We start from the raw sequence: 26,082 nt of genomic DNA, 5'->3' as shown, positions 1-26,082 counted from the left end.
TGCCATGACAACCTGCAGGAAGACCAGAAGAGGTGGTTCTGAGAATTCTGAAGAACAGCGTCCTGCTATCTATCATTCTAAGTTCAGGAATAGCAGTGTCAAGCAGCTTCTCTGAACCTCCCCCCTCTGTCGATAAACAGTTTCCGATATACCGGCAGGCTTGCCCCACCTGCCAGGCTACACAAAGTATCAGTAAACTGCGTTCCTGCAGTCTGACTGACAAAAGATTTCATTGAGTTCCGACTTCGGCCCGCCTGTACATGGCGATTCGCGACTGTCTCCCCAATAATGAGACTCTCACGAGTCGATTTCCTGCAGATTCGCGAACAGCAGGTCCTCATGCGGGGCCCGTAAAATCTCCTCATGTTTCCAGTTTCGGCTATCTCATTTCAAAATTTCAGGTAAAGCTAAATCTTTATGAAAGAAACACTTTACATCATTGATACGTTTTCTCTGGTATTTCAGGTTTTTCATGCTGTGCCGGCCATGACCAGTCCTGCGGGTCAACCGACCAATGCCATCTTTGGCATTACGCGGGACATTCTGAACATCATCAAGAGCCAGGCCCCCGACTACCTGATCTTCGCCATGGATTCCAGCGGACCGGGCACCCGGAATAATGTGTATCCCGAATATAAAGCGAATCGCACCGAGATGCCGGAAGACCTCCGTCCCCAGATTCCGCACATCATGGACGTCGTACGGGGATTTCAGGTTCCGATTATCGAATGTCCGGGTTGGGAAGCTGATGACGTTTTTGCCACCATTGCCCGCCAGGCCCGGGAAAAAGGCATCGATACCGTGATCGTCACCAACGATAAGGATGCCCGCCAGCTGATTAACGAAGCCGTACGGCTCTACAACATTCGCAAAAACAAGTTCATGGACGCCCAGGCCGTCGAAGACGACTGGGGCGTGCGACCGGATCAGGTCATCGATTTCCAGTCACTCGTGGGAGACAGCGTCGACAATATCCCCGGCGTCCCTCTCATCGGTCCCAAGAAGGCACAAACCCTGATCGAGCAGTTCGGTTCCCTGGAAGAGGTACTCGCCAATGCAGATAAAGCCAAAGGCCCCAAACTGCAGCAGAACCTGAAAGAATTCGCCGAACAGGCCCGCATGTCCCGCGAGCTGGTAACGCTGAATCAGAACCTGGACCTCAGCGTTGACTGGGAAGCCTCCCGTCTGACCCATCCCGACCGGGAACGACTGCGCGAGCTGTTCATGGATTTCGGCTTCCGTCGCTTCGCCGAGGAGATGAAAGAAGACTTCACCAAACCAGAGGAAGTCGAGCCCCAGGAACGCATCCGGGAAACTGTTGATACCGAAGCCGCCTTCGAGAAATTCGTGGCACTGCTCAAGGAACAGGACGAATTCTGCGTCGACCTGGAAACCACCGGACTGAAACCCGCCGAAGCGGAAATCGTCGGCTGGGCCATCAGCTGGGAAAAGCACAGCGGCTATTACATTCCCGTCGAAGGTCCTCCGGGGCAGCCGGCCCTTGATCCTCAACTGGTACTCAGCCAGCTCAAACCACTGCTGGAAGACCCCGAGATCCTGATTACGAATCAGAACATCAAGTACGATATGGTCGTGCTGATGCGGGCCGGCGTCTTTCTGCAGGGCGTCAGTATCGATCCGATGGTCGCTTCCTATCTGCTCAATGCCGGCGAACGGGGACACAGTCTGGACAAGCTGTCCGAACGCTATCTGCAGCACACCATGATTCCCATTTCGGAACTGATCGGCTCTGGAAAACAGCAGAAAAAGATGTTCGAAGTCGAAATCGACAAGGTCGCTGAATACGCGGTCGAAGATGCCGAGATCGCCTGGCAACTCTCCCGGATTCTCAAGGATGAACTGCAGCAACATAACCTGTGGGACCTGTACTGGGACCTGGAACGTCCGCTGATTCCGATTCTCGCCGAGATGGAATTCACCGGCATCCGCGTCGACATCGATGAACTCAAGCAGCAGAGCCAGGCGCTGGATGAACGACTGATAACGCTCATCGAAGAGATCCACTCACTGGCCGGCCATGAATTCAACATTGCCTCTCCCCTGCAGCTCCGAACGGTGCTGTTCGAAGAGCTGAATCTGCCCGTCGTCAAGAAAACCAAAACCGGCCCCAGTACCGATCAGAGTGTATTGGAGAAGCTGGCCCCGTTACACGAGTTGCCTGCGAAAATCACCGAACACCGGCACCTCTCCAAGTTGAAGAGTACCTACCTCGATGCCCTGCCCGGGCTGGTCAATCCGGAAACCGGACGCATTCACGCCAGCTTCAACCAGGTGGTCGCTGCCACCGGGCGTCTGAGTTCCAGTGACCCGAATCTGCAGAACATCCCGATCCGCACACCGGAAGGGCGTCTGATCCGCAAAGCCTTCATTCCGCAGGATGAAACCTGGAGACTGCTTTGTGCGGACTATTCGCAAATCGAACTCCGTGTGCTGGCCCATCTCAGTCAGGACGATGCTCTCAGCCAGGCTTTCCGGGAAGGAGCCGACATTCATACCGCGGTCGCCGCCGATATCTTCCGCGTCTCTCCGGATGACGTCGACAGTGACATGCGGCGGACCGCCAAAGCGGTGAACTTCGGTGTGATTTATGGTCAGAGTCCCTTCGGTCTCTCCGAAGCGATTGGCATCCCTCAGAACGAAGCCGCCGGTTTTATCGATGATTACTTTGATCGTTACCAGGGTGTCCGGGAATTCCTGGATCAGATCCTGGAGGATTGTGCGAGCAAGAATTACGTCACGACCATCTGTGGCAGAAAACGTGAGATTCAGGGCGTGCGAGGCGGCGTTCAGAAACAGTTGAATATGCCCGAACGGACCGCCATCAATACCGTCATTCAGGGATCAGCCGCCGACCTGATCAAGCAGGCGATGATCAACGTCAGCCAGCGTCTCAAAGACGAAGCACACCCCGGCCGGATGCTGATGCAGATTCATGACGAACTGGTCTTCGAAGTTCCGGTGGGCGAACTGGAATCGCTGGGAGAAATTGTACAGTGCGAGATGGAATCTGCCATGGATCTGGAGGTGCCTCTGATCGTCGATATGTCGTCCGGGCTGAACTGGCTGGAGCAGACGTCTCTGGGAAGTGACTGAGGCTTGATTCTTCGCAAAATCCGGCATTTTCCGGAGCATGGGCCCGACAAACTGTCACCCATCAAAAAGGGCTGATCCGGCAGTTCAACAGTCTTGTAAAGAAAAGATAAATTTTAAGCTGAAAACAGTGAACTTTCCTTTTTTTTGTTGACAACCTGTTGGGTATTGGTAACGATATTAATGCACGCCTATGTGTCTCATCTACTTGTTGCTAAGGGATTCAGCAATCATAAGCCTCCTGTGTGGTACGTTTCTGTTGCGAAGGAATGTGTAAGAAATCCATTTTCCACCATTGCAAGTTAGCACAACCACCTTGTGTCTTGTCATAAAGCCATCCCTACGATTGCTCTGATTGGAGGAATCGGATCAGGTAAAAGTGCAGTAGCCAAAACAGTAAATTCATTTCGACCGATCAGAGTCATCGATGCCGACAAGATCGGACACGAAGTACTTGATTTCCCCGAAGTTCAACAGAAAATACGAGCCCGTTTCGGGTCTGTGGTGTTCAATGAACAGGGGATAATAATGCGTAAAGAACTCGCCAGACTCGTTTTTGGAGAATCAAAACAATATCAGGAAGCATTAGACGCACTTGAAAAGATCGTCCATCCCGAGATTCATCGGAGGTTGGAACAGGAAATTGTGGCAGCCCGGTCCGCAGGACAGGTTGATGCCATCCTGGTAGACGCCGCCGTGATTCTGGAAGCGGGATGGCAAAAGCTGTGTGATCACATCGTTTTTATTGAGTGTCCCTTTGAGCAACGCCTACTCAGAGTGACTGAGAATCGAGGGTGGTCAGCAGCAGAATTAACCAAACGGGAGAATCAACAGTTGCCTCTCTCAGAAAAGCGTAAACTGGCAACCAGCGTGATTCACAATGATCAGGACCTGGAATCAGCAGGTCTTCAATTATCCAGATTCATCGATTCAATACTGCCAACAGAAAAAGAGACAATTTAATGATTTGAGGATATCCCATTCACATCCTCAGTCTGACACATATAATAATTTCGTCTTCAACCTGAGACAGCTGACTCGCCGCTGATTCAACCGAAACCAGTTGATGCCTTTTCAAATGTTACCTGACCTTTCCAGAGGTTCAAAATTCTTCGCGTTCAACCCATCTGCTTAAAATTCCCAGAAACTCCACTCGATTTCATCTCACTATTTAGCAATTCGGAAAGTATTTGATCATGGCCAAATCCATAAAACTTCAGACATCTGAAAATGACGGGCTTGTGGCTTCAGAAAATATAGACGGGTTAGACTCGAACGGTAAAGCGGGCAAAACCGCGACGCGAGATCAGCGCGCGGATGCCATCTCCAAAGCCGCTGATGAACGCTACGAAAAAATCAAGCAGAGCGAAATCCATATCGCTGATCTGCAGCGGCTGACCATGAAAGAACTCATGCAGCTTGCCAAGGAAGAAAACCTCACCGAATACACCGGGCTCAAAAAACAGGACCTGATCTTTAAGATCCTGAAAGAACGGACCAAGGTTAACGGCCTCATGTTCGGCGAAGGAACTCTCGAGATCCTGCCGGATGGCTTCGGCTTCCTCCGCAGCCCCGATTACCACTACCTCCCCTGCCCGGACGACATTTACGTCTCGCCCAGCCAGATCCGACGCTTCGGATTACGCACCGGTGCGATCGTGGCGGGCCAGATTCGTCCGCCCAAAGAAAACGAACGTTACTTCGCACTGCTGCGAGTCGAAGCGGTCAACGGTTGTGATCCCGAAATCCTCACGACCAAAGTCTTCTTCGATGACCTGACCCCGCTGCACCCGAAGGAACGGCTCCGCCTCTCTTCACCGGCCGGCAACCTGAGCACGCGCATTGTCGATCTCGTGGCCCCCGTCGGTATGGGACAGCGTGGTCTGATCGTATCGCCTCCACGTGCCGGTAAAACGGTCATGCTGCAGGAAATGGCCAAGTGCGTTCTCGCCAGCCATCCCAGCGCGTACGTATTCATCCTGCTGATTGACGAGCGGCCGGAAGAGGTCACCGACATGGAACGACAGGTCGGCGGCGACCGCTGCGAAGTCGTCTCCAGTACATTCGACGAGCCACCGAGCCGACACATTCAGGTTTCGGAAATGGTCATTGAAAAAGCCAAACGCATGGTGGAATACGGTGAAGACGTTGTCATCTTCCTGGATTCCATTACCCGCCTGGCCCGTGCCTGGAACACCGAAGTCCCGCACTCTGGTAAGATCCTCTCCGGTGGTGTAGACGCAAACGCGCTGCAGCACCCCAAACGGTTCTTTGGTGCTGCCCGTAACGTGGAAGAAGGGGGCAGCCTGACAATCGTTGCAACCGCCCTCGTCGATACCGGCAGCCGCATGGATGAAGTGATCTTCGAAGAATTCAAAGGGACCGGTAACACCGAACTGCACCTCGACCGTAGAATGGTCGAAAAGCGTATCTGGCCCGCCATCGATGTCAACAAGTCGGGTACCCGACGCGAAGAACTGCTGATGGACGAAGAAGAACTCCGTCGCGTCTGGATCCTCAGACGGGTTCTCAACGATATGAATCCGGTTGATGCGATGGAACTGTTGACCAACCGGATGCGACGTTCTAAAACGAACGAAGAATTTCTGCTGAGCATGAACCTGGGATAATCAGCACTGCAAAGCAGTCTCAAAGCTGACTGCTGAATCTCCCGGAACTGTCATTTTATCCACCTGGCTATTTGAAATAACGACCTCGATGAACCACAAACTGATTGAAGGCAACCTGCTGGCCCGCGATGCGAACTATGCAATTGTTGTATCCCGCTGGAATGAACTGATTACCCGCCGTCTGCTGGATGGCGCACTGGAGACATTCCGTCGTCACGGTGGTTCCGAAGAGAAAATTTCTGTCTACTGGGTGCCTGGTTCCTTCGAGCTGCCGCTCGTCGCTGATAAACTGGCCAAGAGTGGACGCTTTCAGGCAGTCTGCTGCCTCGGTGCCGTCATTCAGGGCAGCACCATGCACCACGATTACATCAATCATCAGGTGGCTGCAGGCATCATGCGCAGCAGCCAGGAGAGCGGGATTCCCGTTCTGTTTGGTGTTTTAACCTGTGAAACAATGGAACAGGCCATGGACCGGGCCGGTGGAAAAGTCGGCAATAAAGGGAGTGAAGCCGCTCTGGCTGCTATTGAGATGGTCAATCTGTTAGACTCGATTGATCAGGATCAGCCATCCGCCTGATAATCAGGCCCTGATCCGCTTCCCCGGACAAACCGGATTTTTCTGTCTCCAGACTGTAGTTGTGATACCCCTATGTCTCTCCGAAAACAGGCACGACAGCTGGTCGTGCAAATGCTTTACCAGATCGACCTCAACTCTGACATCACTGCGGAAGAGATTCGCGCAATGATCGATGAGCATGGTCGCAGCAAAACAGTTCGCGCTTTCGCCTGGGAACTGTTTACCGGAGTGATGGAGTTCAAACAGCAGATCGATGCGGAAATTGTCCACGTCGCAGAGAACTGGTCCCTGAAACGGATGGCGGTCACCGATCGCAATATCCTGAGACTGGGAACCTACGAGCTGCTGCATACCGACACGCCGTCCGCGGTCATTATCGACGAAGCCGTCGAACTGGCTCGTGAATTCGGCAGTGCTCAGTCATCCCAGTTCGTTAACGGGATCCTGGATAAGCTCGTCCCCGGACGACACGACGAAAATCGTGCCGCCCCTCCTCTGCCAACTGAGCCTGCTCCTCAACCACCGGTGGAAGAGGATCCCGAAGAAGAAGATCCTCCATTGAAGCCGGGCAGCCCCTGGGCTACTTAACGCCGAACCGGTGGGGCGTACGATCGTTCCAGCTGAAGTTCATATCAATCGCCACCTGCGAAAGATGCAGCAGCAGATCGCGATCCACGTGCGGACAAGGCAGATGCGGTGCCGCCTCTTGTGTGTTGGAACTGTCGAAGACCGGGTCATCGCGCCAGTAAGAGTTGTACACCCGGATGTGATCGTAGAATAACCGCTCCCCTTCGTTGGGGTCAGTCAGTTCCACACCAGCCCCCGCAAACCGGGAACCATAGAACTTACAGGCCGTCTGCAGTACATCGTGCACCAGGCGGGACTGAACCGGATGCAGTGGCGTCAGATGGTACGTTTTGCCATGATGCTTGGGATGGGTGATGATGTGTGACATCGCTGCGGAAACCCAGTCCACGGGAATCAGGTTCTTGGATTCATCCCCGTTCAGCGTGAACCGGGAGTCGGCATACAGCAGGCCCGTTTCATCCCGGGACTGCATCTGCATCAGAGTGTGTCCCAACTGCAGAGCGGCATAGAACCCGTGGAAAGTGTTCGTGAATCCGGTTTTGGAATCGCCAATAATGATCGCAGGACGGAAGACGGTCAGCGATTCAAACTGATCGGAACCGCGAACCAGCATTTCTGCTTCGAGCTTGCTCCGTTCGTAGTCGTTTCCTGATTCCTGTCCCACATCGACGTCGGATTCCATGATCCGACCGGTTCGTAAACCGCAGACATACGCGGTTGAAACATGATCGAATTTTTTGATATCCGCGGTTTTACAGAACTCCAGCACATTTTTTACACCACCCACGTTGGAGCGCCAGGGCTCGCTTTCGTGGCTGGTACTGTAAAACGACAGACTGGCAGCCGAATGAATCATGCGATCCACATTCTCAGTGGCCCACTTCAGATTCTCTTCGCTCAAACCCAGATTCTCTTCGTTAATGTTGCCTTCCAGCACGACAGGTCGTGGCAGTTCACGGCCCAGCTGATCATCCCAGAAGCCCATGATCATGTCGATCCGCTGCTCTGCTGTCATCCGTCGGGTAGGTCGCACCAGCACCGCCAGCGGGACTCCCGCCATGGACAAATCTCGAATTAAGTATCTTCCCAGTAAGCCGGTGGCACCTGTGATCAGATGGTATCCCATTTTGATTTCCGCTATGAACCTGTAGTTGAAAAAAAGGAGTGCTGAATAGCTCTGTTTGTTATCTCTGTTTTCTGGTCGGCCTATCCAGCTGGCATCGCTGCAGCACAGAAACGCTGCAGACCGCTCCCTCGCCGACACAGAAAAAATGCTGTTTTTCAGGGGAAAGTCAATGATAATGAACTGGCTTCATATATCAATCAACGGGTACGGAAAAGCGAAGAGATTGACCGACGAATTCAGGCAACTGCACTAAAATGAACTATGCAACTGCTTTGTCTGACTGATCTTTCGCTCCCTGCTGCGACTGCTTGAGAAAATGCGGACTCCGTGGCCGGGACTCATCAGTCTCGGCACCACTGTCTTTGTGATCAGATCCATCCAGCTGATCGACATTCCGTGGTCGCAGGGCCAGCAGACAGGGCAGCAGGATCAAATCTCCCACCAGTGCTGCCACCAGCAGTGAAGTCATCATATAGCCAAACCGCGCGGTCGGCACGAAGTTGCTGAGCGTTAACGCCAGCATACCGGCCCCGGTAATCACCGCAGCCGTAAAGATCGGTTCACCGGTCATCAGCAGGGAATCGCGGGAAGCCTGAGCCGAATTACGGGAAAGACGGAACTGCTCCTGGTATCGCACCAGGAAGTGGAACGTCCCGTCGACGGCGATACCCAGCGCAATACTGGCAGTCATCATGATCCCGATGTCGATCGGAATCTGGTACCAGCCCAGGATACCGAACACGATGCAGATCGGCGTCAGGTTGGGAACCATGGCTACCAGTCCCGCTTTGATGGAACGCAGCGAGACAATCATCACAATCGTAATGATCACAAACGCCATCGAAAAGCTTTCCCAGAAGCCGGTAAAGATCTGGTTCTGAGCCCGTCTCAACAACGGAGCCACTCCGGTCAAAACGACCTGTGGATCATTGATCATCGCCGACAGTTCGTCGTAAATCTGATCCTGAGGCAGTTCTGCATCGCTGCTGATGCGAGCAGAAATCCGCCACAGCCGTTCTCCATCTGAAACGAAGTCATTCTCTCCGTGCTTCGACTGTGCCTTTGACAACAGCCGGGCTGTTTCGAACGGACTTTCGGGAAACTGATTCGGGAAGAAGCTCGCCAGCGACATGGTGTGCCTGACAGCAGGATGCTGCTGGATTACTTTTTCCAGCTCGCGAACTCGCTCTACTTTTTCGATAAACGGCTTGTCGTCATCGCCAAAATCAACAATCGCTTCGACAGAATCGAGTTCGGTCAGATTCTCCTGAACGGATCTCACATCCTGAATCACTCGTCCTTCCGCGGGCAGAAAATCGAGTGGATCAATTTTCGTCTTAAGACTGAACAACCCTACGCCGGTAATCATCACCAATACGATTGTCGCCAGCGACACTCGTCCAGAATGATCGATCAACCAGTTGGCACATTTCTGGAAGTTCCAACGGGATTCCGCTGCGTGGATGGTTTTCGGATCGATGGGCCAGATGGTCAACACCGCCGGTGTGAGCCCGAGTCCGGTAATCAGGGAGACGAACGTCCCCAGTGAGGCGGCATAGCCGAACTGGGTGACTGGTCCGATTTCGCTGATCGTCAACGAGTACAGGCCGATCGTGGTTGTCAGGGTTGCCAGAAAACAGGGTTTCCAGGCGATTTTGAGTGCAGCAGACAGGGGATCGGGTTGATCGATACAGCTGGCGACATAGTGATGCACGTGAATCGAAATGGCGAGTGTGAATACCAGCACCATCACCGACAGGGCACCAAGAATGAAGTTCATCTCACCGCCGCCCAGGTAGATCAGAGCGGTGGTCAGGTTGATGGCCCAGATCGTCAGACCCAGTGTGGCCAGTGTTTTCTTCCATTCGCGGAAGGAGTAATACAGGAGACACAGACTGATCAGCAGCGTGATGATGAAAAACTTTTTATTGGTTTTCTGACTGCCCAGGCGATCCAGTTCTGCAATCACCACCGGCGCTCCCGCCAGCTTGACCTCACGTCCGGTTAACTGGTTGTACTCCAGCTTTTCACGAATCCCGGCGACCGTTCCAGCCCGGTCTTTAATCCCCTCGTCTGAGAGTAATACCAGGATCCCGGCCATGTTATGCTGCTTGTTCATCAACAGGCCGTCCAGACGACGGTTGATCTCTGCTGGTTCTACCTGGAATTCATTCAGAATATTTTTCAGTCGATCGGGGGTCCAGCACTCTCTGACGGAATCCAGGGTTTCGATCCGCCCTGCGGTGCCTTCGATCAGTGCCGGCTGATCCAGCCCCTTCTCCACCGCCACCAGAATGACCTCTTCCGCACCGAACTCCGCCTTGAAGCGATCGTAAACAATGCGAACATCCGAATCCTTGGGCAACCAGGTTTCGATATCATTGTTGGAAGGCAGCAGCTCTGCCATGAAGGCCAGAATCGGCAGCGTGCAGAACACACCCCAGATCAGGTAACGACTGTATTTTTGATAGAAAGATGAGATCATAAGATTTGGTAGATCAATCTGCTTTCGCTTGCTCGAGCCATTTCAAGTACTCACACCCCTGGTAATCAACATTATTCTGAACTCAGGATCCAGGCCCGGCTGAGTCATCAGTCAAATGATCGATTACTGAGACCACCCCAATTTCATATCGAACCGACTTGAAACAATGCGTCAAACGGTTTTTCCAAACGGCAGCCGGTATAGCAGAATCAGCTGATTTCTTTCGTACGACTGGTATAACTCGTACCTTCAAAGGGTGAAATACCGTCACAACCGGTAGATTTGGAACAGTCGGTGCCATCAATCTGACTCACACAAAAGTCAGCGGTTACCCCGTTCGCAGGGATCGACTGTGGTGAGCTCAGTCTTTCCCCTCAAATTACGAACTTCCAGTTCCAGCAAACTCTGTAATCTGGCATGAAATCAGGCACTATTCGCGATTTGTATTCTATATTTCTATATCAGTCAGAACTGAACCCACATACAAAATCAAAATACAGACTTCTAACCCGGGAGTAATTCAATGGAAGAAACGCCATGGAGCCGTCCTTCAATGGAGGACCTGAAACACGTACTGGCCAGCTTCGGTAATCAGGATGCCGTCAATGTCCGTGACGTGGATCGCCTGGAACTCTCCGTGCCTGCAGAGATCAAAACCTCTCGGGGGAATACTATTTCAGCCATGACTCGCGAAATCAGCCGCCAGGGACTCGGACTGCTGCACAAAGGGATGATCAATCCGGGCGAAGTCACCGTCAAACTGGCCAGCGAGACGCGTGAATTTGAATACCGCGTCAAGATCATGTGGTGCACGCCCTGCGATAACGGTATGTTCATCAGCGGTGGTGAGTTTCTCACCAAACCGGAAAACTAAGCAGACGCTGATACCAGATCCATCCAGAAGAGACCGCTCGCAGGAGCGGTCGACCGCTGCCCGCTTGCTGCCCCATAACTGAAAGTACGTGATCAGTCCATCAGGAGGCAGAGGTTCCGCGTCGCAGCAGAACGATGATGATCCCGGACAGCAGAAAGATGATCACCCCGCCTGCCACCAGTAACAGGGTTGTCAGACTTCCCCAGCCGTTTTTCACTTCGGGGCGTTTCCGCTCTGCCAGGTCCCACTCAATCTCATCCAATTGCAGACTCGTGCCTGGCTGGCCTGCTTCCGCTTGAACTTCTTCCAGTTTCTGCTCGACAAAGGGAGATGGTTCTGCGCCACGATCCTGAATCCGCGAGCGAAACTTCACAGGTGCTGTCTGCGTACTGCGGTGACGCCCCGTCTGTGAAGTCTGATCACCGGGAACAGAAGGCAGTTTCGGCAGCATCAGCTGAGGCCCCGCCCCTGCAGCAGGCTTTTCGTCCTGCTTTTCAACAGTCTGCGACGGTTGCACCGGAGCAGCCGCTGGTTTCGGCTCTTTCAGCTCAATCCGAGCAGGCGCTTCGGCTGGTACTTCTTCCAGTTCCAGTTTGACAGACGGTTCCTGTGGAACGGGCTGTTCCCGCCGCTGGATCGGCTGTTCGATCGGCGGCAACTCTTCGGGTGCCTCCAGAGTTGGTTCAAAACTCGGAGGTTCGAGAGAGAGACTTCCTGCGGAACTTCTCTGCCTGTTGGATTGTTGTGGCTGAACAGGAGTCGTCCCCATGTTACGAGGTACGATCAGTGGTAACTCATCACTCGCAGGACCGGGTGAAGTCGGTTGAACAGGACGCGTTTTCACTGGTTCTGGTTGCTGAGGAGGTGTAGCACGTCGTTTCAAGGGATGAACCCTTGAGGGACGGAAGTTAGGAACTCTCTGACCGCCGTTAGACTGTACCTGCGGTTCTGAATGACCTGTCTGCTTCAAATCGGACGGCTGCTGGGCTGCCAGTTCTTCTTTGATCTGCTGCAACAGCATCTGTGGAGAGACTTCATCCAGACCAAAGGCGACATGCCCGCGATAGCTGGTTTCCAGGGCCTGTTCCGCCAGGAACTGTGCGTATTCATAGTTCTTCTGTTTCAATTCACGCCGGGCTCGTTCCATGATCGAACTGATTTGCAGTCTTCGCATTTCCTGTGACACATCTTCGAAGACTGGATTCGTCTGCTGCAGATCCCGCTCTAATTCCTGACCAAGTTGTTTCAGCTGAGGATCAGCTGACTGCTGCTGATCGGCCTGATCTAAATAGCGACTGAGCTCGTCCGATCGAAAAACATCATCTGCCGTTTGTTCGAAATTTGGTTCCTCTTGGGGAGGTTCCTGCGGTGTGACAGCTTTTTCCTGCGAATTGGATTCCGGCTGTGAGGTTCCCGCCAGACGCCGAATCCCTTGTGAAAATTCCCTGCTGATCGAACCGGAAGCCTGTTGAATCCGTTCGGAGTTCTGCTGACAGGCGTCCATCAGCTTTGAAGGATATTTCCTGGCCTCAGCGATCAGTGATTTAGAGCGCCAGTCATCCAGATCTGCGGGGCTGCGTTTGACCGGTTTGTTTTGAGCTGCTGCTTCTGCATCCTGTCGCTGGCGTTCCGCATCCTCAAAGGCAGCCTGGCTGATTTTTACAGGCCCCGGTTGCATCGCCTCTGATTTGTGTTCCGCTTGAGCAATCTGCTCTTCCGGCACTGAGGTCGGCGCCCCCAGCTTCACACGGCCCGGCTTCTCTTGAACAGAAACTTTCTTTTTCTGATCAAAAAAGTTAAAGCTGGAGCTGTTACTGGCAGTGATCAGCGGGTTGTCAGATTTCTGATTCGACTGGGAGATCACGTCCGCAGGCTGGCGCAGACATCCCACGGTCAGATAACCGAAGAGTGCCAGCAATAAATAAACCGTTGTCAGTTTTCGTGTTAACAGACCGATCTTCACAACGAAAAATCCTGTTTCTGCATGCAGACATCGTCACGGGAACGAGATCTCTGCCTGGGTCGCGGGGAGCAGCCTCAATGGGGCGTTGAGGTGCAGGCGAGACATGACACAGGCGCGCAACCGCACCCGACACTTCGCCTGTTACCCTTTATCGACTGGGCGAAATTGATGGCATGAGAGGGTATTTCGGATTTTAGCAGTCTTTAAGAAAATCGTTCAGTCTTCGCATAACCCACGCAGGGTCTGCATGTTAATCTGATCCAGAGGTACGCCGTCTTCCTCATCCTTAGGAGTTTCCAGATACATCGGACGGTCCTGGAAATTTGGATCGTTGAGCAGATGCCGAAACGGTTCCAGTCCGAGGAAGCCCTTACCGATGTTTTCATGACGGTCTTTACGACTGCCGAACTCACACTTACTGTCATTCAGATGGAAGGCCCGCACGCGAGCGTAACCGATCACATTATCCAGTTCCTGCATGGTTGACTGGTATTCGTCTGCTTCGATCAGAGGATAGCCGGCAGCAAAGATATGACAGGTATCAACACAGATCCCCAGCCTCTCCCCTTCCTTGACCTGTTCCAGCAGATACGCCAGTTGTTCGAAGCGATGTCCCAGATTTGATCCCTGGCCGGCTGTGGTCTCCAGCCAGATCTGGGTCTGGAAGCCATCGGTCTTCTCGTGAATCTGATCGATGGCAGCCACGATCCGATCCAGTCCCTCTTCTTCGCTGGAGGTCACAAAACTACCGGGATGCATCACGGCCCCTTCCAGTCCGAGGGCTTCCGCTCGTTCCAGTTCCACAACGACGGCATCGATCGATTTGTTCCAGAGTTCATCTTTGGGACTGGCGAGATTAATCAGGTAGCTCATATGCGAACAGGGACGGCTCACGCCCGTTGACTCCAGATGCTCCTGGAACAGAGTCACGTCTTTATCCGTCAGAGGCTTGGCCCGCCACTGGTTGTTGTTCTTGGTGAAGATCTGCACGCAGTCCATTTCAAATTCAGCAGCCAGATCCACGGCTTTATAATATCCACCAGCAATCGACTGATGTGCTCCCAGTAATGGCATGATTCTCTTTCCGGATTAAGTGACATTCTTCGCTGCCCCCGGTCTCGCTTGCGGACGGGATCGCTTTCATCAGCGAACCTGCAGTATAGGCGTTCGAGGCGATCCCTTCCAGCGATGCCCCATTCACACTCGTATTTCACCAATTCAATCAGGATTTCATGGGCAGCAGTTTCCCGAAGCGTTACAATCGATGAGCCGCTGATTCACTCCGGTCCCGGAAACGGCCCTGTGTATTCAAATCGATTCGCTCATCGAAGAGGAAACCAGCATGCGTTTGATCGTCTCCCTGTTTCTACTCAGTTTCATCCTGTCCCCCGTGGCAACAGATCCCTCTCTGCGGGCAGCAGAACAGCCCAACATCATCATCCTACTCGCCGATGACCTGGGTTACGGAGAACTGGGCTGCCAGGGAAATCCGCAAATCCCCACGCCACATATCGACTCACTCGCCCAGGAGGGCATTCGTTTTACACAGGCTTATGTCACCGCGCCTAACTGCAGTCCGTCACGGGCGGGACTGTTGACGGGCAAGATCCCGACTCGCTTCGGTTATGAATTCAATCCCATCGGTGCCCGCAATGAAGATCCGGGTACGGGGCTGCCGCCCGCAGAACAGACGCTGGCCGAACTTCTGCACGATCAGGGTTACACGACCGGCCTGATCGGAAAATGGCATCTGGGGGGCGCTGCCGACTATCATCCCTACCGCCATGGATTCGACGAATTCTTCGGCTTCATGCACGAAGGGCATTACTTCGTCCCGCCGCCGTATCAGGGGGTGACAACCATGCTGCGTCGCAAGACACTTCCCGGTGGAAGCAAGGGGCGCTGGATTGGCGAACAGCTGATTTACTCAACGCATCTGGGATACGATGAACCCGACTATGACGCCAACAACCCCATCATTCGCGGCGGACAACCGGTTGTGGAAACGGAATACCTGACCGATGCGTTCACACGGGAAGCGCTCAGCTTTATCGATCGCCACCAGGACAAACCCTTTTTTCTCTACCTGGCGTATAACGCAGTTCACAGCCCCCTGCAGGGGAAACAGGCGGACATGCAGCGTTTTCAAAACATTGACGATGTGCACCGACGCATTTTTGCCGCCATGCTTTCTTCCCTGGATCAAAGTGTCGGTCAGATTCTGAAGCAGGTCCGAAATGCCAAACTGGATCGCAACACGTTGATTGTCTTTCTAAGTGACAACGGCGGCCCGACGCGCGAACTCACGTCCAGTAATCTTCCTCTGCGTGGCGAGAAGGGATCCATGTACGAAGGAGGGCTGCGGGTTCCCTTTCTGATGCGCTGGACAGATAAGTTACCTGCAGGCCAAACCTATTCGCAGCCAGTCAGCAGCATGGATCTTTTCAGCACGTCGGCAGCTCTCTCCGGTGCACCGCTGCCGGACGATCTGGATGGTGAAAACCTGATGCCGTACCTGTTGAAAGAAAAAGACGGTACGCCGCATCACGAGCTTTTCTGGCGTCAGGGCAAACGAGCTGCACTCCGACTGGGGGACTGGAAAATTGTCAAAATGCGGGGCAAATCCGACATCAAAGACTGGGAGTTGTACCACATCACAGAGGATCTGTCGGAACAGACCAATCTCGCCAGCGAGCAGCAGGACAAACTGCAGGAACTGCTCACCCGCTGGAACGAACTTAATTCGCAGATGAAGCCGGCTCTGTTTTAATTATTTCTCTGCAGGTGCAACGGCACCGGGTCGGCTGCTCCCCTGCTCGATCAGATCGGCCAGCTGTTTTTTCAACCGCTGTGCAAGTTCCGGATGTGCCTGGATGACGTTCTGCTTTTCCGCAGGATCCTGCTCCAGATCGAACAACTGATATTGGGGGACTTTGGTGTTTGACAGCTGCTGCTCGACAATGATATTGCGGGCGGTCTGTTTGTCGTACCGCTGTAATTTCCATTTCCCGGTCCGCAAGGCATACGTGCCGTTGTTCCCGTTATTCTGTTGCACGAGATGCGCACGCCCTGCAGCATCCGGTTTCCCCAGCAGTGCATCCAGCACATTGAAACTGTCTCGACAGGCATCCTGGGGCAGTTTCTGTCCGGTCAATGTTGCCAGGCTGGCTGGCAAATCGATAGTACAGACCAGCTCATCACTGACACCATGCGGGATACGCCCTTTCCAGCGGGTAATAAAGGGCGTCCGGGTTCCCCCCTCATAAACACTGTACTTGCCCCCGGAATATGGTCCGGCAGCGCGGTGATCTCCTACTTTCTCCAGCGCACCATCTTTGTAACCATCATCCATCACAGGACCGTTATCGGAACAGAATACGACGAGCGTGTTCTCAGCCAGCTTGAGACGATCGAGTGTTTTCATCAGCTCACCCACACACCAGTCGAGCTGAATAATTGAATCGCCGCGATAACCGAGTGATGTTTTTCCCTGAAACCGTTCATGAGGCATGCGCGGGACGTGAATATCGTGCGAGGCGAAGAACAGAAAAAAGGGTTGATCTTTATTGGCTTCGATAAATTCGACCGACTTCTCAACCCACTTATCGGCCAGATCCTCATCGCGGAAACGAGCCGCATACCCGCCTGTATAAAAGCCGATGCGGCTGATTCCATTGTGAATCGTTGAGTTATGCCCGTGAGACCAGTCCATCTTGAGCGTATCACGGTGTGTGAGGCCGGTCGGGTGATCTGGGCTGGGCTTCTTATTTCCCACCCAGAGGGGATCTGCCGGATCGAGATTGAGAACCCGGTGATCTTTCACATACACCTGAGGAACCCGGTCATTGGTTGTCGGCAACAGGAAGCAGGTATCAAAACCGATCTCCAGTGGCCCCGGTTTCAAATCTCCGTTCCAGTCCGGTCCCGCTTCTCCCCCGAGCCCGAGGTGCCATTTACCGATTACGGCCGTGGTATAGCCGGCGCGTTTCAACAGAGAAGCGACGGTCTCTGTTCCCGGCTTAATAATGGCCGGTGCATTTGGTGGCGCAATTCCGGTCCGCTTTCCCCGAAAGGCATAGGTCCCGGTCAGGAACGAATAGCGGGTCGGCGTGCATGTCGAAGCGGAACAGTATCCGCTGGTAAACCGCAGTCCGTCAGCTGCCAGTTGATCGATGTGAGGTGTCTTGAGCGCTGTCGCGCCATAACAGGAAACGTCCCCGTACCCGAGATCATCGGCCATGATTACGATCACATTGGGTTTGTCGGCCCGGAGCTGAGAATGACCATGCAGGAGGCAAACCAGGAACAGCGTCAGCAGTGAGAAGATTCGAAATGACATGAGAGCGCTTTCAATGACAGTGAATTAAAAATGAATCCGGGATTCGGGGCGGTTTTATTCTCCCGTTTGAGCAGCAGGAATCGGCACACCACTCCGCGTGAAGGCGATTGCCCGCGAACCAGAAGCCCCCACCATGACGGATTCAACCAGCGGCGGTACAACCTGCTCCTCAGCCATCCAGTTCACGAGAAAATTCGCACCGGAGCCTCCCGTGCTGTCTTTTTCTTCCACCAGGAATTCAATCGTCTGAAACGGGGCGAGCTTGATTGGCTGGTCGAGATAGACCTTAATCGACTCCCCGTCAGTATCGACATACTTGACTCCGGTGAGGTAGACCGGCTGATCCTGATTGATGTTCCGGATACTCAGAGTCGTTTCCAGAAGCAACGGCGATCCGCCATGATAATAGATGTGAGAATAACAGGGCGCATAGATCGAACCGCTGCGCGTCATTTTTTCTGAGTCGATTTCGCCTGCCTGGTAACTGGCAAGATCGGGCGGTTCATAGCTGCGCGGTGGTACGAACTTCAATTCGTGTTCAAACCGTTCGAAGCGGGTATCGAGGTACACTGCCCCCGCGATCAGCACTAAGGTCACAACTCCCAGCAACAGAAACAGGACGAACCATTTGTCCCACAACCACAAAAACCAGTCGGGATATTCGCCTTTATTTCCCATCGCACACGCTTCCCCTGTGACAATTATTGTTTCATTTCCGGCAGCGCGCCTGAAAAATCTGGTTCAGACGGATTGAGACACTTCCTGTCGGCTGATGTATTAAACACTACCTCAGCCGGCATGAAAAGTCACCCCGACTGACAGTGTCGACTATGGCATCTGTTTCTGTAACTCATCCAGGCGAGACAGGCAGTTTTTTACCAGCGGGACCAGACGTTCATCGGACTGACCGGCGGCCTCGATCATGGAATGATAATACTGCACAATCTCTTCCGGCGGGGCGCCGAAGTGCCCCCAGAATTCAGCGCGGTCTTCGGTCTGCAGATCAAACAGCATCGCTTCCAGGTTATGCAGTTTGTCTGCGAGCTCAATCGCCCGCGCGCCGAGTGATGCCTGCTGCATCACCTCAATATGATCCCGCTTGCGATCGCGCCAGCTCCGCTTTGCGCCCTCCTGAGTTTCCTTCTCTTCGGTCATCTCCCTGACGTAGTGCAGGACCTCATCTGAAAAGGTTCCCTCCAGATCCTCAAAAGTCAGCGAGGTATCTTCGACCACATCATGCAGGGCGGCAGCTGCCAGGATGGATTCCTCATGAAAGCCGGCTTTCACCAGGATCAGACAGACCCCCATCGGATGTGCGATGTAAGGAATTCCGGACGACTTGCGTTTTTGAGATTTATGTGCTTCCGCGGCAACCCGAATGGCGTTCTCGACTACCGGAGAGTGAAGTGTATCCATGCTGCAAACTCTGGTTTAACGTTCTTCGATCGGAGTATCCTGTGAGTGCCGGAACTGGTTAAATCGTGTGTACTCCCAGTGACGATACAGGGCGGATTTCTTCAACAGGTTCGATTGACTGTCGACCGCTTCCACTTTGCCTTCGTGAATCATGACGACCTGATCGACGCGTCGCAGGGTCGTGATACGGGAAGGAATGACCAGCACGGTCCGGTTCTGGAAAATCCGGGAGTAGGCATCTTCGAGCAGCGTTTTGGTATCTTCGTCGAGCGGCCCTTCCGGTTCTTCGATGATCATCAGAGCCGGTTTTCGTAACAGGGCGCGGGCCAGTCCTAATCGGAAACACTCACCCGTTGTCAGATCTTCCCCGTGCTGACCCAGCACGGTTTCGTACCCCTGAGGCAGTCCCTGGATAAACTGATGCGCGTGTGATTCTTTTGAAGCCGCAATGACTTCCTGCAGCGAATACCGTTCATCGCCACAGCGAATATTGTCCTTGACGGTTCCGGTGAGACAGGGATCGTTACCGCTAACAAAAATCGCTTCCGCCCGCAGAGACTCCAGGGTCACCCACGCCGTGTCTTCGCCGTCGATCAGAACCCGGCCCGAGCGGGGCTCAATAAAGCGGGGTACCAGGAAACTGACAGCGCGCGGGGCGAGCTTCTCCAGTGATACCAGTGCGGTTGTCGAACCGGCGGGAATTTTCAGATCAAAGCCATTCAAGATCGGAGGTGAACTGGGCGTGAGACTGTAATTGACGTTTTCGAACTGCAGTGCCGTCGACATCGGTTCCAGAAATTTCGCTCCGACTGCCTGCCCGACTTCGGGGATCAGGTTCAGATAACGATAGATCGAGCTGGCAGCCACAGTGGATTCTTCGCGCACACGGAACAGTTCATGCAGACCGTTGACCGGCAGGTAGAAGAAGCCGAAGATCCCGACCACCAGCACCGCTGCAGAGAGCGGCAGACTATCCGGATTCACGAGGACTTTATACCCCACCAGAAAGACGACCAGGCAGGAACAGAAGACGGCCAGGCCCCGGGCAATACGATGTCCCCAGCCTTCAACGCGTTTCAGCTTTTCCAGGTTTTCGGTGTATTTCGCCAGATGCTTCTGAAACTGTTCATGCTCCGGGTTTTCCATTCCATAGCCACGGACCAGGCGTGTGCTCCGCAGATTCTCGGCGAGCAGGGAAAGTTCGGTGTCGATGGTAACCAGTGTTCTGGCATGCTGCAAATCGTAATCTTTGCGATGCTGCATCAGAAAATACCAGGCTGCGGCCAGCGGAATGATGCACTGCAGCGTTAAACGCCAGTCGATGGAAACGGCAATCAACAGCAGAATCGCCAGCGTCACAGTATGCCGCGTCAAACCGTAGACCCAGTGGAAGACACCGTTCTGTACGGTTCCCACATCCTGAATAAACAGGTGAAATGCCTGGTCGGTCTCTTTCCCCGAAAGATCCCCGGGGCCCAGGCGGAGCGCCTGGCGATGAATCATATTGCGTAACGTTGTCGAAATATGATGGGAAACCTTCAGGCTCCGCAGTCGGCATCGCCAGCGGATCAAAACCCGGATGCTGGCCACGACCAGCGCGACTAAAATCAGTGTGAATAACGCGGACTGATTCTGCTGCAGCAAGGGGACGCGTTGATACACGCTTTTCATGATCCCCAGATGGTATTTGGAATGCGTCCACCAGACGGAGGGCAGAATCCCCGTATCGGAAAGGACCAAACGATCTGGGGTAGTCGCTGGTTGTGAGTCCGCGGGAGCCGCTTTCGGCTCCGGTTCAGACGCGGGCTTTTCTTCCACAGCAGCAACTTCGTCGGTATCGGCTTTCGGCTCAGCCGGTTCTTCGGATGGTTCGGTGGTTTCAGCAGGTGCTTCTGGTTCGGGACTGGTCAGGATTTCCTGCAGTTGCTGAACTCGCTCTACCCCCTGCACCGAAATCTGCCCCCGATGATCCAGCAGATCCAGGATCAGGAAAAACAGGATGAGCAGAAACGCCAGCAAGAGGCCATTGATGAACGACCAGAACACAACGGATCTGGCAGACCCACGAAAAAACTCCCGCGCGGGGAACGCGCGATGGAATGCGTTGGGCTGACGATTTGACACAGGACCCACCGAATCTGTTTTAAGTGATTAAATTAAAAGGCCTGTCCCCTGTCTGTCAGGCAAGGTCCCGGTCTTCAAAAAGGATGAAGGCAACCAGAATCGCAATTCCGGAATAGAGCAGGCAGCTTAATGCGGAATGACCGATATAGACAGGTGGAACCACGGTTCCCGTTGCAACCGCAGGTGACATATTGAAGTTATCCAGGTTGGGCAGAATCGTAGCAATCAACTGCCCGGTAAACTTCACGAATTCCAGCCCCTCCGCCTTGGCCTGAACCAGGTTGGGAGTAAGGTGGCCAATGATATAGACGCCGAAGCAGATAATCATGTTGACCATCATGGGCAGACGCGTCGAGATCGCCACGCTGATGGCGGCCAGAATGGCGACTTCCATATAGATCAGCAGAATCCCGGGCAGAATCAACCAGACCGCAGCCATCCGCTCGGCGTGCGTTGGCGGTTCCTGGGCCGCTTCGCGGGCATCATAGCCGACTTTGAAGTAAACCAGCAGCAGGAAAGTGATCACCATCGGCAGCATCAGCCAGACGACGGCCTTCAGAATTCCCAGGTATTTCCCGACGATAAACTGACGACGGTTGATCGGCTTTGACAACAGCGTCATGGCTGTCTTACCTTCAATTTCATCAGCGATACTGGTACTCGCCGACCACACAGCCAGCAACAGACTGCAGATCAGGATCGTGGCCAGACCACAGTCCATCAGCATCTTGACGTCATCCCCCATCGAAAAGAAAGGGAGAAACGTATTTAACAGTAGCAGGATTAAACCCAGTGCCATCAGCAAGAGGAACACGGGCTGGCGAATGGCTTCCTTCGTCGTCGCCCTGGCGATTACACCCGCCTGGGTCATCGAAGTCACACCGAACAGGAGTACAAAATAGATTGCCACTCCGATTCCGGTAATCCACCATTGCACTGTCAGATTTGTCGTCTCAGCAGCCAATACCAGCAGGTTTCCCATTTTTTATGTACCGTCTTTAAAATAATGCATCAAAAAGTCAGTGCCCGCAGCTGACACCTGAGTGCGCAACTACACTTGCATCATACGAATGAAGTCTGCTCCGATGTTGGTTTTATTTTTGAACTTCTGAAAAAAGAGAGAGAATTCAGAATTCGCAGACCATCACCGGAAAGCAATAGCTACTTTACCGAGAACCGGTGGCGAAAGTAAAGAAAACAGACCCAAACGCCCCGCGTTTTCCCCAATCTGACAGGCAGCTTCGCTATAACTTCCCAAATTGCTGCCATGCGCACGGCAAATGGGTGGGGAGCCTGTTCCCGTTGAACAGCAAAGCGGGTTTTGACTGATAGAAACCTGGTGTGTTGGTGATCCAGCAGGGATCGGCGAGCTCAATATTCGATGGTGAAACTTTGACGACCGGGATCGGCCGGGGCCCCTTGAATCGATACATCCGTCACATTCGTTGCGAATGTCAGCATCATATCATCGAAAAACCGATCGAGTACTGACTGATCATGGGCCTGCGCGACCAGTTCCACGGTTCCATCAGACAGATTTTTGACGAATCCGGTAACAGGGTAACGCTCCGCCAGTTGAGTTGTGCGATATCGAAACCCGACGCCCTGCACCCGCCCCGCATAGATCGCGCGTAGACTGATCAGATCCGTCGATGAACCGGATTGATGAGGATCAGCACACATGGCCGATATCCTCTCTAGCAAGAGACCGTAAATTAATGAGCGTAAAAATGTTGATCGGAGACAGTACGATCAGAAGGGACTTTAAGCCCTGAGAAATGAATAGAGACTTCGGTCGTACTGTTTTAATGCGAAGAAGGCTCTTCAGTCAGCTGGCCTGATTCCGGCAAGTCTGAAAAGTCGATACACAATTCTTCGCGAACAATGCTCATGCTGCGCGGAGCATCAATTCCTAATCGCACAGAATTGGGACCAATTCGAACAATCGTCAGGGTTACGTCATCGCCAATCCGAATCCGCTCGCCGGGCTTACGTGATAATACAAGCATTTCTTTTCGAATCCTTCGTTTTCTGTTCCCTCATACTTCCCTGTAACCTTCCAGGAAGGTCGAAAGCATTGTGCAGGATGAGGGTAGTTCAAGAGTACTCATCTCGACAATTCACTGAAACCAGCCAGCAAACTGCCATCACTACGATGTCGACATCAGTATGATAACAGCTTTTGAATTATCATGTCCAGCCCAGACTGAAAAATAACATCACGACCCGCGCAACCGCAAAAACCGCCCCGAAACCACTCATCTTACCCAAAATTGTGCCCAATAATCAAGCACAGGCCACACTGCCCAATAATCGGGCACAACCAGTACCATCGCCAGAGCTCTCATAACCAGACAATTTCCCCTCAGCCCGCTGACCGGTGCCCAGCCTGCAGTCAATTTCCAGTATAGTGGATGCCGCAGGCTCTACTGAAAACCGGTCCGTGCGCCGGAAAAGAATTTCAAAAATTCTTTGTCTCCTCTCAGCCGGTTAACGGTTGGCGGCGGTGAATGCAGATGCAAAAGAAGACGGAAAACCAGCGGGGAACCGCTTGACGATTCCCACTTTGATCGTCAGTCTTTAGCAACAGTGTTAACTAACTCAGAATTTCTGCCTCGCTATCAGGGGAACATCATGGTTCGTATCGGAATAATCGGCGTCGGTTTTATGGGAATGGCTCACTACGAAGGAGCCAAAAAGCTTAAAGGAGCCAAGGTCACTGCGATCTCAACGCGCGACCCCAAGAAACTGTCTGGCGACTGGAGCAGCATCGAAGGTAACTTCGGTCCTCGCGGAGGTCAGGTCGATCTCTCCAAGGTAAAACAGTACAGTGATTACCATGAACTGCTGGCAGACCCCGATATTGATCTGGTCGATATCTGTCTCCCCACTGAAATGCATGAGAAAGTCGCCATGGATTCCATCCAGGCCGGCAAACACACACTGGTAGAAAAGCCGATTGCCATCGACCTCAAGGCCGCCAACCGGATGGTGAAGGCAGCCGAAAAAGCGGGCGTACAGTTCATGGTCGCACAGGTCCTTCCCTTCTTCCCCGAATTTCAGTTTGCCGTTGAATGTGTTCGCAGCCAGAAATATGGAAAACTGCTGGCCGCACACTTCCGCCGTGTGATGGCACCTCCCAAATGGTCAGAGAATATTGAAGACTTCCAGAAACTGGGGGGCTGGGGCATCGACCTGCACATTCATGACAACCACCTGATCAGCCTGATGTGTGGCGTTCCCCAGAAAGTGACCTCTCGCGGTATCGAAAACAAGGGTTACATCAACCACGTGCATACCGTTTATGACTATGAAGATCCGAACCTGGCGATCAGTTGTGTCAGCGGTGGCATCGCGACGCGGGGCCTCGAATTCGCCCACGGCTTTGAACTCTACTTCGAAGAAGCCACCGTTCTCTTCGGAGCCGGAACGATGGGTGTCGGCAAAAATAAGGAATGGGTTGTCAGCCAGCCACTGACATTGATCACCAAATCCGGACAGCTGAAACATCCGAAACTCAAAGGGGGCAACGAATGGTGTGCCGCCTTCACGCTGGAACTGCAGGCAGCCGTGAATGCGATTCAGTCGGGTGAAGAACCCGAGGCACTCTCCGGCGCCCTGGCCCGCGATGCTCTGAAAATCTGCTACGCGGAAGCAAAAAGTATTCAGACAGGGCGATCCATTCCTGTCAAATAAGTGTCACTTCAGCTGTTGAAGTACACATTATTATATTCACACCGCCGATTCTCGAATCGTTCTCGAAAACCGGCGGTGTATTTCTTGGTATACTGCTGAAAATGAAGTAATCTGAGCCTGACTCCCGGGCAATTTAGCCCGATTCTTTCATCACTCCGACCTGAACCGGTAACAATAACCGGTCCGGTTCTGAAAAAACGGCTCTGCCCAGTCTCTGATAAGCTAAGCTCATGCTCGAAAATCTACCTCTCCAATCAGTAAAATATAAAGGACTCACCATCGAGGGGTATTCTCGCGCTGCAGTACAGAGTTACTGGAGGATTCCCGAGCTGAAACTTGGCTTTGACCTGGGGGCCAGCCCCTGGTCGTTTATGGGAACGTCGGTGTATTTCATTTCTCATGCGCACCTGGATCACATGGCAGCGCTCCCTGCGTACGTGGCCCGGCGGCGGATGATGAAAATGAGTCCGCCTACGATCTATCTGCCCGAAGAAGTCGTCGATCCCGTCTGGAAAATGCTCCGCAGCTGGCACAAACTGGACCGCGGCCGCATGGACTGCGAACTCATCGGCATGAAAGACGGCGAAGACATTCAGCTGACCCGCGAACATGCAGTCACTGCATTTCAGACCAAGCACACGGTCCCTTCGATCGGATTCCAGGTCTGGGACTGTCGTAAAAAGCTCAAGCCGGAATTCACGGGTAAACCGGAAACCGAAATTCGCGATGCGCGCATGGCGGGAGTCGAAGTCAGTGAAGAAATCCGGGTGCCACTGGTCTGCTACACGGGCGATACCGCTCCCGCAGGGCTGGACCATTTTGAAACTGCTTATGAATCAAAAGTCCTGATCACCGAGATGACGTTCCACCGTCCGGAACATCGGCGGGAACGAATTCATAAGTTCGGGCACATGCACCTGGATGATATCATCGAACGCGCCAACCGTTTTAAGAACGAGTTACTGATTCTCGCGCATTTCAGTACGCGCTACCACGATAATCAGGTGCTCAACGCGGTCAAAAAACGGGTCCCCGAGGATTTACTCGAGCGTATCCATCTCTGGCTGTAATTTATCCGGCCTCAATTGACTGCGAGACTCCGACAGCAGATCTGTAAAAAAAGCCTGGAAGGGATCGCCCCTCCAGGCTTTTT

At 53.2% G+C, this 26,082-nt stretch carries 21 protein-coding genes; 10 read left to right on the top strand and 11 right to left on the bottom strand.

Annotated features, from left to right (window positions below; genetic code table 11):
- Positions 1–417 precede the first annotated feature (417 nt).
- From polA to nusB, 5 genes are all read left to right on the top strand, one after another.
- Positions 418–3,114 carry a DNA polymerase I gene (gene polA / locus F1728_RS26400; protein WP_155366536.1) on the top strand — a complete coding sequence of 899 codons (2,697 nt, stop codon included), beginning with the start codon at positions 418–420 and terminating at the stop codon, positions 3,112–3,114.
- Positions 3,115–3,429: 315 nt separating this feature from the next.
- Positions 3,430–4,074, top strand: coding sequence for a dephospho-CoA kinase (coaE, locus tag F1728_RS26395; RefSeq protein WP_155366535.1), 645 nt, complete (start codon positions 3,430–3,432; stop codon positions 4,072–4,074).
- 233 nt (positions 4,075–4,307) lie between these two features.
- Positions 4,308–5,741 (top strand): transcription termination factor Rho, encoded by a 1,434-nt coding sequence (rho, locus tag F1728_RS26390; RefSeq protein WP_145187891.1) that lies wholly within the window; start codon positions 4,308–4,310, stop codon positions 5,739–5,741.
- A gap of 88 nt (positions 5,742–5,829) precedes the next feature.
- A complete protein-coding gene (gene ribH / locus F1728_RS26385; RefSeq protein ID WP_145042078.1) occupies positions 5,830–6,318 on the top strand; it encodes a 6,7-dimethyl-8-ribityllumazine synthase in 489 nt (162 codons plus the stop codon).
- Positions 6,319–6,390: 72 nt separating this feature from the next.
- Positions 6,391–6,906, top strand: coding sequence for a transcription antitermination factor NusB (gene nusB / locus F1728_RS26380; protein ID WP_145042079.1), 516 nt, complete (start codon positions 6,391–6,393; stop codon positions 6,904–6,906).
- On the opposite strand, the gene F1728_RS26375 is transcribed toward nusB, so the two are convergent.
- Positions 6,899–8,032, bottom strand: a complete 1,134-nt coding sequence (locus F1728_RS26375) for an SDR family oxidoreductase (RefSeq protein WP_155366534.1) — start codon at positions 8,030–8,032, stop codon at positions 6,899–6,901. The two genes, nusB and F1728_RS26375, sit on opposite strands and share 8 nt — an antisense overlap.
- A gap of 259 nt (positions 8,033–8,291) precedes the next feature.
- Complete coding sequence (locus F1728_RS26370; RefSeq protein ID WP_155366533.1) at positions 8,292–10,517, bottom strand: efflux RND transporter permease subunit; 2,226 nt, start codon at positions 10,515–10,517, stop codon at positions 8,292–8,294.
- A 523-nt stretch (positions 10,518–11,040) separates the two neighbouring features.
- Here F1728_RS26370 and F1728_RS26365 point away from each other — a divergent pair.
- The gene (locus F1728_RS26365) at positions 11,041–11,391 is read left to right on the top strand and encodes a PilZ domain-containing protein (RefSeq protein ID WP_145187900.1); all 351 of its coding nucleotides are present in this window, start codon (positions 11,041–11,043) and stop codon (positions 11,389–11,391) included.
- Between the two features lie 100 nt (positions 11,392–11,491).
- Here F1728_RS26365 and F1728_RS26360 read toward each other — a convergent pair whose 3' ends face one another.
- Positions 11,492–13,354, bottom strand: coding sequence for a hypothetical protein (locus F1728_RS26360; protein ID WP_155366532.1), 1,863 nt, complete (start codon positions 13,352–13,354; stop codon positions 11,492–11,494).
- A gap of 21 nt (positions 13,355–13,375) precedes the next feature.
- Between F1728_RS26360 and F1728_RS26355 the strand changes: the two genes are divergently transcribed.
- A complete protein-coding gene (locus F1728_RS26355; protein WP_155366531.1) occupies positions 13,376–13,531 on the top strand; it encodes a hypothetical protein in 156 nt (51 codons plus the stop codon).
- Positions 13,532–13,570: 39 nt separating this feature from the next.
- Here the strand turns inward: F1728_RS26355 and F1728_RS26350 are convergent, their stop codons facing one another.
- A complete protein-coding gene (locus tag F1728_RS26350) occupies positions 13,571–14,428 on the bottom strand; it encodes a deoxyribonuclease IV (protein WP_155366530.1) in 858 nt (285 codons plus the stop codon).
- Positions 14,429–14,696: 268 nt separating this feature from the next.
- Between F1728_RS26350 and F1728_RS26345 the strand changes: the two genes are divergently transcribed.
- A complete protein-coding gene (locus F1728_RS26345) occupies positions 14,697–16,124 on the top strand; it encodes a sulfatase (RefSeq protein ID WP_155366529.1) in 1,428 nt (475 codons plus the stop codon).
- Here F1728_RS26345 and F1728_RS26340 read toward each other — a convergent pair whose 3' ends face one another.
- From F1728_RS26340 to F1728_RS26310, 7 genes are all read right to left on the bottom strand, one after another.
- On the bottom strand, positions 16,125–17,693 hold the full coding sequence (locus tag F1728_RS26340; RefSeq protein ID WP_155366528.1) for a sulfatase family protein: 1,569 nt from the start codon (positions 17,691–17,693) through the stop codon (positions 16,125–16,127).
- Between the two features lie 54 nt (positions 17,694–17,747).
- Positions 17,748–18,371: a DUF3124 domain-containing protein gene (locus tag F1728_RS26335; RefSeq protein WP_155366527.1), complete on the bottom strand. Its 624-nt coding sequence runs from the start codon at positions 18,369–18,371 to the stop codon at positions 17,748–17,750.
- A gap of 150 nt (positions 18,372–18,521) precedes the next feature.
- Positions 18,522–19,109, bottom strand: coding sequence for an HD domain-containing protein (locus F1728_RS26330; RefSeq protein ID WP_155366526.1), 588 nt, complete (start codon positions 19,107–19,109; stop codon positions 18,522–18,524).
- Positions 19,110–19,124: 15 nt separating this feature from the next.
- Positions 19,125–21,233 (bottom strand): ABC transporter ATP-binding protein, encoded by a 2,109-nt coding sequence (locus F1728_RS26325; protein ID WP_155366525.1) that lies wholly within the window; start codon positions 21,231–21,233, stop codon positions 19,125–19,127.
- A 55-nt stretch (positions 21,234–21,288) separates the two neighbouring features.
- Complete coding sequence (locus tag F1728_RS26320) at positions 21,289–22,215, bottom strand: ABC transporter permease (RefSeq protein ID WP_145187919.1); 927 nt, start codon at positions 22,213–22,215, stop codon at positions 21,289–21,291.
- A gap of 389 nt (positions 22,216–22,604) precedes the next feature.
- On the bottom strand, positions 22,605–22,916 hold the full coding sequence (locus tag F1728_RS26315; RefSeq protein ID WP_155366524.1) for an acylphosphatase: 312 nt from the start codon (positions 22,914–22,916) through the stop codon (positions 22,605–22,607).
- Positions 22,917–23,038: 122 nt separating this feature from the next.
- Complete coding sequence (locus tag F1728_RS26310; protein ID WP_145042092.1) at positions 23,039–23,242, bottom strand: carbon storage regulator; 204 nt, start codon at positions 23,240–23,242, stop codon at positions 23,039–23,041.
- A 625-nt stretch (positions 23,243–23,867) separates the two neighbouring features.
- Between F1728_RS26310 and F1728_RS26305 the strand changes: the two genes are divergently transcribed.
- Entirely contained in the window at positions 23,868–24,929 is a 1,062-nt protein-coding gene (locus F1728_RS26305; RefSeq protein ID WP_145042093.1) for a Gfo/Idh/MocA family protein, read from the top strand.
- Between the two features lie 230 nt (positions 24,930–25,159).
- On the top strand, positions 25,160–25,999 hold the full coding sequence (locus tag F1728_RS26300) for an MBL fold metallo-hydrolase (RefSeq protein ID WP_155366523.1): 840 nt from the start codon (positions 25,160–25,162) through the stop codon (positions 25,997–25,999).
- The last annotated feature ends 83 nt before the right edge of the window (positions 26,000–26,082 follow it).

Source organism: Gimesia benthica, assembly GCF_009720525.1.
In the GTDB taxonomy this organism is placed as follows: Bacteria; Planctomycetota; Planctomycetia; order Planctomycetales; family Planctomycetaceae; genus Gimesia; species Gimesia benthica.
Note: the sequence above shows the minus strand (reverse complement) of the source record. Positions and strands in the feature narration are given on the sequence as shown.